The organism is Legionella sp. 39-23 (assembly GCF_001897665.1).
Lineage (GTDB): Bacteria > Pseudomonadota > Gammaproteobacteria > Legionellales > Legionellaceae > Legionella > Legionella steelei.
The window spans coordinates 67,479-76,210 of the sequence record NZ_MKTO01000040.1 but is presented as its reverse complement, the minus strand read 5'-3'; the positions used below and the strand labels follow the sequence as shown (position 1 = coordinate 76,210).

The following is an 8,732-nucleotide window of genomic DNA, read 5'->3' as shown; positions in this document are numbered from 1 at the left end:
AAGCTCATCAAGCTCATAGTGCAAACGTTCAGTTAATTTTTTGTTTGACATGATAGTCTCCTCTTTCGCTTTTTATCAGTGTAAAACAAATAAGCTTAAGGATTGATTAACAACAAAAAATTTTTATAGGGTCTGTAAACACCTATTACAGAAAATAGTTAATCAGCGGCAGACGCGTCTGTAGGCTGGTTGTTAAGCCCAGCATTTGCAAAGTTAATTTTTACTCTCCAATGTCTATCATTGCCCGCATATAAGCCCAATTAACAAGTGCTTATCCATTGGTTTTAGGAACGAAGTATATTGGCATTTTACATGCTGGGCTTAACAGCTCAGCCTTCGCTTATTTAGCGTTAACAATGAATTAACTAACATATACACGGCAGTCTATCTCAAAAGATGACTAATCAGCGGCAAAAGCAATACATTGAGGAGGCCTACTAAAATCATCGCCAAACTCGCAATGGTTCCTTCGGTATTTCCTATTTTACGAGCCTGAGCAGTTCCTGCGGCATGAGCCCCAACGCCTAAAAATGCACCGCGAGCAAGAGACGAATTAAAAGATAAGTACATGAGTATTAGCTCTCCAATAACGGCTCCCAATATCCCTGTAAGAATAACGAAAATGGCAGTCAGATCTGGGGTACCGCCAATAGCACGCGAAACTTCCATGGCAAATGGGGTGCTAATTGAGCGAGGCAACAAGCTCAAGCGTAAATTGTCATCAAGACCTAAAAGAACAGCTAATACCCAACTTGAGAGTATTGCAGTGAAACTTCCGGCAAATACGCCAATTAAAAGTACCAACCAATGTTTACGAATGAGCGCGCGCTGTTCATAAATAGGAATTGCGAAAGCGACAGTCACTGGCCCAAGTAATAAGACCAGCCATTTGGTACCGCGAAAATAATCCTGATAACTGACATGCAATACATGAATCATGGCCGCAACAAGGATAGGGGTAAGAATAAGCGGCATAAGCCACCAAAATGACCACCGACGATGCAGCTGTTTGACAATAAAGTACAGACCTATCGTGATAAAGGACCAAAACACTGTTTGTGTTGCTGATTTAACCAGCATGAGACTTAACATATTCCGAACTCCAACGATAACAGTAATCCACAACAAGCGCAGTAACCAACATCACCAAGAGCGTGCTTAATACAATAATGAACAGAATTTTAAGACCTAAGATACTCAGAAACTCATGATGTTCGAGTATGGCAAGTACTGCCGGAATAAAAAACAACAGCATATCTCCAAGGAGTAATTCAGTACCCCGTTTTATACTGTCTAATCGGATGCGTTTGGTCATTAAAAGAAGTAATACCACCCCTAGGCCAAGAATGCCGCCAGGCAAAGGAAATTTGACAAAGTGCACGACAAGGTCACTTGTTAACCAAAATAAACAAACCAATCCAACTTGGAATAATGGGTTTTTCTGAAATTTTAATGACATATATTAAATCTTTGTGATCATTATTTTTTCATTAAAGTGTACATCTTTATTTATTATGAATAAAATGAATTTATAGACTTATAATCATTCTATTATGGAATAGTTTATGGAATTTAAACCGCTGCGCGCATTCATCGAAGTCGTACGTCAAGGTAGTTTTTCCAAAGCCGCAGAAATTCTTTTTGCGACCCAGTCTACGGTGAGTAAAGCAATCAAACAACTTGAAGATGAATTGGGTGTTCCTCTCATTGAACGCTTTAAGAAACGCAATGTACCGACGAAAGCAGGTGAAATTGTGTATCACCGAGGCCTTAAACTACTTGCTGAGCGTGATGATCTTCTTAAAGAGCTTGATGAGATACGTGGTTTAAAGCAAGGACGATTACGCCTAGGTATTTCTCCTGTAGGAAGTAGTACTCTATTTGCCCCCCTTTTTGCGCGTTACAATCAGCTCTATCCAGGTATCGAGGTAGAACTCATTGAACATGGAAGTGACAAGCTTGCTGAATGTTTGCGGGCAGGTGATATAGACTTCGCAGGAACCTTACTTCCTATTCCTGAAGAGTTTGATTGTCAACCGATCCGCTCTGAACCTTTGGTTGCACTTTTAGCGTCTAATCACTCATTAGCAACAAAGCACTCTATTTCCTTATTGGAACTTAAAGAGATCCCTTTCATTCTTTTTGGTAGTGGTTTTACTTTACATCGCATGATTATCGATGCGTGCCAACGAGCAGGTTTTGAGCCTAAAATAGTTGCTCAAAGCAGCCAAATTGATTTTATGTTAGAGCTTGTTTCAGCAGGTCTTGGTGTTACATTTTTGCCACAAATGATCGCCATGCAAAGGCAAAACAAGCAAATTCATTCTCTTTTACTTAAAGAAGATAAGCTTCAATGGAATATGGCGATGACTTGGCGTAGGAACTCCTACCTTTCTGAGGCCGCGAAAGCATGGCTCGCTTTAGTACGTGAAGTGCATGTTCACGGTTAGAAGCGATGAGGGACACTCTTAAGACGAAGATTTCTTTACTGTACTTTGTTAAACTACTGGGAAGAAATACACAGATACATATTAAGTCAGGTATAAAACCATAGAGGTGGATCTTTATTATGAAAATAAACTTAAAGACTTATCTGCAAACGTTAAAAATGGAACCTTTACCTGGCAATGCTTCAAGTGATGAAAAAATCAATTTTTTAAAAACCCTCTATTTTGCTCATGTACAGACGTTCCCATATTCAAATTTTGAATTAAGAAAAATTGCCAAGCAGCACCCAGTCCAAAGAAACTCACTATCTTTCTTTAGCTATAAGAATTTACTTACTGCAGAACAGGGTGGATATTGCTTTCAAACAGCCGCCTTATTAGCAGATGCATTAACACAAATGGGATATACCGTTTCATTCTGTGCTGCACGCGTTTTGATGGGTGCTACAGTCAATTCATCCGAAATACTAAAGCTACCTCCATCGCATCTCGTATTAAAAGTGCAAATTGATGAGAAACATTTTTTCTTAGATCCTGGACTCGGCTCCTCTGCCCCTCGCTTTCCAATACTGATTACAGGTAAAGATGAGCCAATTACGCAAAATGGAGATGTATTCAAGTTTTATTCTGTTGATAATACTTATGTTCTAGAGAAAAAAACACGGCAGGGATGGCTGCGCTTAGCGCAGACCGATTTGCAAGCCATAAGCAAAGAAAAGGCCGCAATGAATTTACTCAAACTAGAGCGCTATCCAGAGCTAATTGGCATACGCGATTCTAAAGTTGTCATTGGGAGCATTACCGAACATGGCCGTAAATCATTGGCCTGGGATGTCCAATCAAAACAATTGAAGTTTTCAAAAAGTGAAGGTGATGAGAATACCCAAAAAACATTAGCCAGTTTTGAAGAGGGTTATCAAATACTTGCTGATGAATTCGGCATCGACCATGTTTCAGCTGAAACATTAGAGGCTTACTGTACAGAAACCACCTTGCCAAAGCCAATAAAACCTTGGACTGTTGATTTTCCTCTAGATCAATCAGAATTGAAAAAAATGGAACAGAACTTAAGACCGTAGACTCAGCCGTTAATGCAAAAATATGCTATACTTAACCGCAAATATTATACAAATTGATTGATTTTTTTACAAAAAAAGAGGAGAAAATTTAACTCCTAGGGAAGGAGTTTACCAGTTCAAGGAGAGTAGCCATGGACGATAGAAATCATGATGAAGTACGCCAACGCATTATTGCTATAAATGGCAAACCCTTTTCACAAAGTATTGCTGCAAAAGGAATGGATTATATTGAGCAAGAACTCCAAAAGAAACTCGACCTGCGTGAATCGATTAATACAGAAAAATTAAAGCACTATACCTCCGTTTTTAATCCCTTAGCAAAGCTCATTTATGAAGATAAAGACGCACAAAAAAGCCTTAGAGAATTACGAAGATTATCCGAACACTCAAAGACTAAATTGGCGCTACCAACCTATCCGAAGATAAAACCCAAAATAAAAAGCGGGTCATTGCTCATTGTGACTGCTCCTCCTTATGATTTTGATTGGACATTTGATTCTTTAGTTCATGATAATACCGGAGGTCAAGCAGAGGCATCTAAAACAGATGGACGCTTTATAGCAGACTATAGCGTTTTTAGTGGTGGTTCTGCATTAGGAGCTTCGGGTATAGGCATATTTTTTAGACCTATTGCAGAGAGCACCTGGGTTCGTTTTTCGCCGTTTATAAAATACAGTTTTGCATGGCACGATTGGTCCAACTTAGGACCGACAGCACATAGTGATGGTTATCTTGCAATTCGAGTCATTAGTTTTGATTTTAGTGGCAATGATGTTCGCATCGAACAAGACCCACGGTTTCAACTATGGAGTGACGGCACAGGTTGGTCTGAAGATCACTCAAACTCAGACAATGACGAATTATTCCCCGTTGGGCAAAGTACACTTTTTTTTCAAGCAACAAGTGATCGTTTGTATAATTTGTGGGTATGGGGATACTCTGATGGCGATGGAACTGATGGTGATATTTTCTGGAGTAATTCCTGGGGAAGTCTGAAAATATTTGTGCCGTTCGCGGCGATTGAGCAATGGAGTTAAGCTTCTCATATGCTTACCTCAACTTGATAATTGCTAAGGATTTTATGAACGGTGATTTTTCGTCTCAACGCAGCCTATGTTTTGTTGCAGTTAATATTAAGGGCGCAGAATGTGGGAATTGTATGTATTTGGACAATTTTTATTCTATTACGTCATTATACTTTAAGTTTGAGACATTTCTTACATGAATATGAGATAAAAAAGCGATGATTATTTAGAACATTTTGCTATGCTTAATTCAACGAGGAATGACAGTGGATGTCTTAAAGGGAATTTATAGCATCATGGAAGACGCTATACCACAAGGATGTGGTTACTCTCCTCGTCTTATTCTGCAAATAGGTCTGATTATGTTGATTGATCAGGCTTAATTTTTTTATCCTAGATTCGTCTTCACATCAATTTTTTTGAACTTCTTATTTAGATATTCTATTGAGTAGAAATTCCTCATTGCGACAATCTATCCGTGATTTAGCAAATGGGCTATCACCCCTGCCCTCTCACACAAATGGGAAAGGCAGTCCATTGTGCTCAACCAATCAGAAACCCCCTTCTCCCCACGGGGGAGAATGGGCTCTTCAGAACGGATGAGCGGTTAGTCCAATTAAAAAACCATTAGACACTTTCAAGATCAAATCGTCTATTTTTGGAGATTACTGCGATTTAACAGACTTTTGGCTCAAATTAAGGGCTTAGAGTTCAAATAACACCTTGACTCAAGATCATTTATAGTACATCTTATGTCAACTTTACCCTTAAGAGCCAAAAGATGATCATTAGTGAGCTATTTCACTGGCTTCACGTCAATAAAGAAGCACTTCCAAGTTCCAATCCTCCCCTATCCAGAGATCTACTCCAAACAGAACAAGAGCAGGCAAAGATTACAAACCGAAAGCTTGTGGCAAAGATCCGTCTTGCCAAATTAAGTGGCCAAGAGACAGAACATTTCATAAACGAATTAGACCAGCATAATGTGTTTATGAATTATCTTGAGTTTTGCCAGCTACAATTGGCTGAAGGTGTGGACGGCTCTTTATTTTTAATTACATTTCAATACTTGTTATCTAAATCGCAACAAGAGGTACCGTATTTAGGCAGCAAATGGAATGAACTATTTTTTGCTTTATTGCAGGTAGATAAAAATAAAGCACTTTCTTTATATCAAGACAATGAAGCCTTATTTAAAAATCATCCTGAAATTCAGAAACAAGTTGCGCTTGAGCTGGAGATACAAAAACGCGATGAAGAAAGGAAACGCGTCGAACACCATTTAAGCCATTTAAGCGAACAACTCTCTGCACAAAAAAATCCCCTAGGAGTCATTGGCTTATGTAGAGAATGGATTGGCGATACCGAGTTGTTTGCTGCACTAATCCTCTGGCTTGTGCGACGCAACGTCAGTGAGCAACATATTCTCCACACGTACTTGCTGCATGATTTCCTGAAATACCATCTATTTACTTTGTACTCAGAAGACAATGAAGTGTTTCGCTTATATGCTCTGCTTAACTGCTTTCCTGAAGCGAAGCAACTCATAGACACCGCACAACAAATAAGTAGTGATGAAGAAGCATTTCGGCAATATGCGCTCGATGGAACTCTGAGCAAAGGCGAATTAGAGAATATCGCGCGAACAGTAAATCCCTTACAATTTTCTTTAACGCCAAGCAATTTTTTGGCCTTACACCAACTCTTTGGCCAACAATTTCTCATCGCAGCAATCACTGCAGTAGAAGAAAAAAATGCACCATGGTTGCACATACTAGGCCATACCTTAAATCAACCACCAACGATTGTGCAGGGCTTATCTACCATTATTAATGTTATTGCGCGAGAGACGTCCCCTAGAGCTTTAGAATATCTGGCTCATTTAATCAAGGATGATACCGCCCAACAACTTCTAGCTCATAATGAGGGCGCTGTATTTTATCTATTACCTTATAAACCGAATCTTTTTGAGCATATCAATGAAGAGAATGTCGCTCACTTTATTCAACACATTACGGTGGGACATACTGCTGAGCCCGATATTATTTTCCAATTGATGGCATTATTCTCGATGCTATCGAAGAAAAACAGTCCTCTGACCCAACTCGTATTTGAGGCAATTCTTGATAACCTCGCGCTTCATCCCATGCTGCTAGACGATGACAAATTGGTACGTCAGTTAAGAAAATATCCTGATTGCGAGACAATCATTAAGCGGAAAAGTGAACAAGCCAAGCAACAGCTTAATCAGTGCATTATTGAGCAAACCAGTGAACCGGCGTTGAGTAGCCACAACCATCATCTTATCGAAGATACTTGGCTTGATACAACAAGAAAACTTGCGGTATTTGATTTAATCAAGCCGCAAGCAAAGTTCCTTCTCGATAATAAATATGCACTACGAGCAAAAACAGCTGAAATTGCGTTCCGTTGTCATGGAGTACATTTTGATTTAAATACTTTTATCGAGGCGCTATCGTTGCCTCCTGTAGTTACCGATGAAGTCAGTGAATACGAACGCGTGTTGCTTGAAATTCTTGCAGTCATCGACAATGGTCCCATCAGAAAACAGATCATTCAACGATTAGAAGATGCTCCAGTACAACGACTTAATTGGGCAGAAAAAGAATATGAAGGCAAAACAATTTTTATTAAAGCCGCACAACATGGCAATCTTGGCTTAATTACTCTGTTGGCAGAGCAAATTGCCCCAGAAGCATGGAGCAAAGCAATAAGAGCAGCGACAAAAGCAAATCAATGGCCTGCAGTAGATTATCTTTGTCGACATAACAAAGTACAGCTAAGCTCTGATGGTCTCGTAAAAATCATTTTTCTCGCAGCTGGGCAAGGTCAACTACACATTATAAAATATCTTTTAAAGACTTATGATTATGCCCCATCCTCAACTGAACTGCTTAAAATTCTTAATGAGGCCATTACTAACAATCAGCTGCACATTATTCAGTTTTTTTATAATTCTGCGGAGAATATGCCGCGTCAATCAGAGATTAATAAACAGTTTCATACAGCGGTTGCACTAGGACATTGGGATATCGCGCTATTCATGGCTCATTCAGAACAGCATCCCCCCTCAATTGCCGCAATTGAAAAAGCATTTCACCAAGCAGTAAATACGCTGCAACTGGAAGCAATCAGCAAACTGTACCATGCAACGAATCCACCGCGAGCGTCGCTCATTCAGCGAGTTTTTGTAAAAGCCTGTGAAGATGGGCATTTACCTCTGGTTCGATGCCTACATAAGTTACCTGTAAAACTACCTCCAGATATTCTTGGGGAAGCATTAGCACAGGCGAGTATCAATGAGCATATGGACATCATTAGCTATTTATGTAATTCATCAATTAACGCTCCCAACCAAAATTCAGTAAATCAAGGACTTATAGCTGCAGCAAAATCAGGAAAGCAAGCACCAATAGAATTTTTTTGCTCCATGAGCACCCAAAATAAACCGTCTAAACACAGTATAATTCATGCAGTACAAGAGACTGTTAAAAATAACCAGTTAGAAACATTTATTGCCCTATGTCACATACCCCAGAATCTTCCAGGTAGATTGACGATGATAAGAGATGGATTTCTCCTTGCAGCTAGAGTGGGAAGGCTGAATATCATTGAATATGTAGGTACGTATGAAATGGATGTGCTCAAGCAACAAGTTGTTGGGAAGGCATTAATCGCGGCAGTAAAAAATAATAAGCCAGAAATTGTTCGCTATTTATGTGAACTGCCAATCAATACACTAGAAAAAAAATCGCTAAGAGTCGCGATTAAAAAAGCAGTTGCAAGCGGCCAAACTGACGTTGCTGACTACTTAAGTGAGCGACTGCACGGCAAAGCAATTCAGAAAAAAACAGACGCTGAATTCGATAGTCCAGCGACTGATAATGATTCAGAACTCGGTAGCGTTTTAGAACTTGATAATGACTCAGAAATCGATGTAGGCATTACGAGCGATTCACCTGTAGATAATCAAGTAGAAACTGATAAGCGCTTAACCCTTGATAACAACCAAGAAATTGAACCTGAAGTTGTGTCGCGTCAAAACAACGAAGCTGGGGTCTCATTACAAAAACATGGGCTTTTTAAAACGAAAAGACAGCAAAATATCCGCGCCACACCTGCTGATTTAATTGGCACGCATGTTTTGCGCTGATGTTTGC

At 39.5% G+C, this 8,732-nt stretch carries 6 protein-coding genes; 4 read left to right on the top strand and 2 right to left on the bottom strand.

Annotated elements, in window-relative coordinates; translation table 11 throughout:
• Positions 1–384: 384 nt before the first annotated feature.
• Together BGO44_RS15585 and BGO44_RS15580 are read right to left on the bottom strand one after the other, a co-directional pair.
• Positions 385–1,092, bottom strand: a complete 708-nt coding sequence (locus BGO44_RS15585) for an LrgB family protein (RefSeq protein WP_058511096.1) — start codon at positions 1,090–1,092, stop codon at positions 385–387.
• Positions 1,070–1,459 carry a CidA/LrgA family protein gene (locus tag BGO44_RS15580; RefSeq protein WP_058511097.1) on the bottom strand — a complete coding sequence of 130 codons (390 nt, stop codon included), beginning with the start codon at positions 1,457–1,459 and terminating at the stop codon, positions 1,070–1,072. The genes BGO44_RS15585 and BGO44_RS15580 overlap by 23 nt, the downstream gene beginning before the upstream one ends.
• Positions 1,460–1,565: 106 nt before the next feature.
• Here BGO44_RS15580 and BGO44_RS15575 point away from each other — a divergent pair, with 106 nt between their 5' ends.
• The 4 genes from BGO44_RS15575 (at position 1,566) to BGO44_RS15560 (ending at position 8,725) form a co-directional block, all read left to right on the top strand.
• On the top strand, positions 1,566–2,450 hold the full coding sequence (locus BGO44_RS15575) for a LysR family transcriptional regulator (RefSeq protein ID WP_273201321.1): 885 nt from the start codon (positions 1,566–1,568) through the stop codon (positions 2,448–2,450).
• A gap of 119 nt (positions 2,451–2,569) precedes the next feature.
• Positions 2,570–3,526 carry an arylamine N-acetyltransferase family protein gene (locus tag BGO44_RS15570; protein ID WP_273201319.1) on the top strand — a complete coding sequence of 319 codons (957 nt, stop codon included), beginning with the start codon at positions 2,570–2,572 and terminating at the stop codon, positions 3,524–3,526.
• A gap of 131 nt (positions 3,527–3,657) precedes the next feature.
• Entirely contained in the window at positions 3,658–4,563 is a 906-nt protein-coding gene (locus BGO44_RS15565; protein ID WP_058511100.1) for a hypothetical protein, read from the top strand.
• 769 nt (positions 4,564–5,332) lie between these two features.
• On the top strand, positions 5,333–8,725 hold the full coding sequence (locus BGO44_RS15560) for an ankyrin repeat domain-containing protein (RefSeq protein WP_273201317.1): 3,393 nt from the start codon (positions 5,333–5,335) through the stop codon (positions 8,723–8,725).
• Positions 8,726–8,732 lie beyond the last annotated feature (7 nt).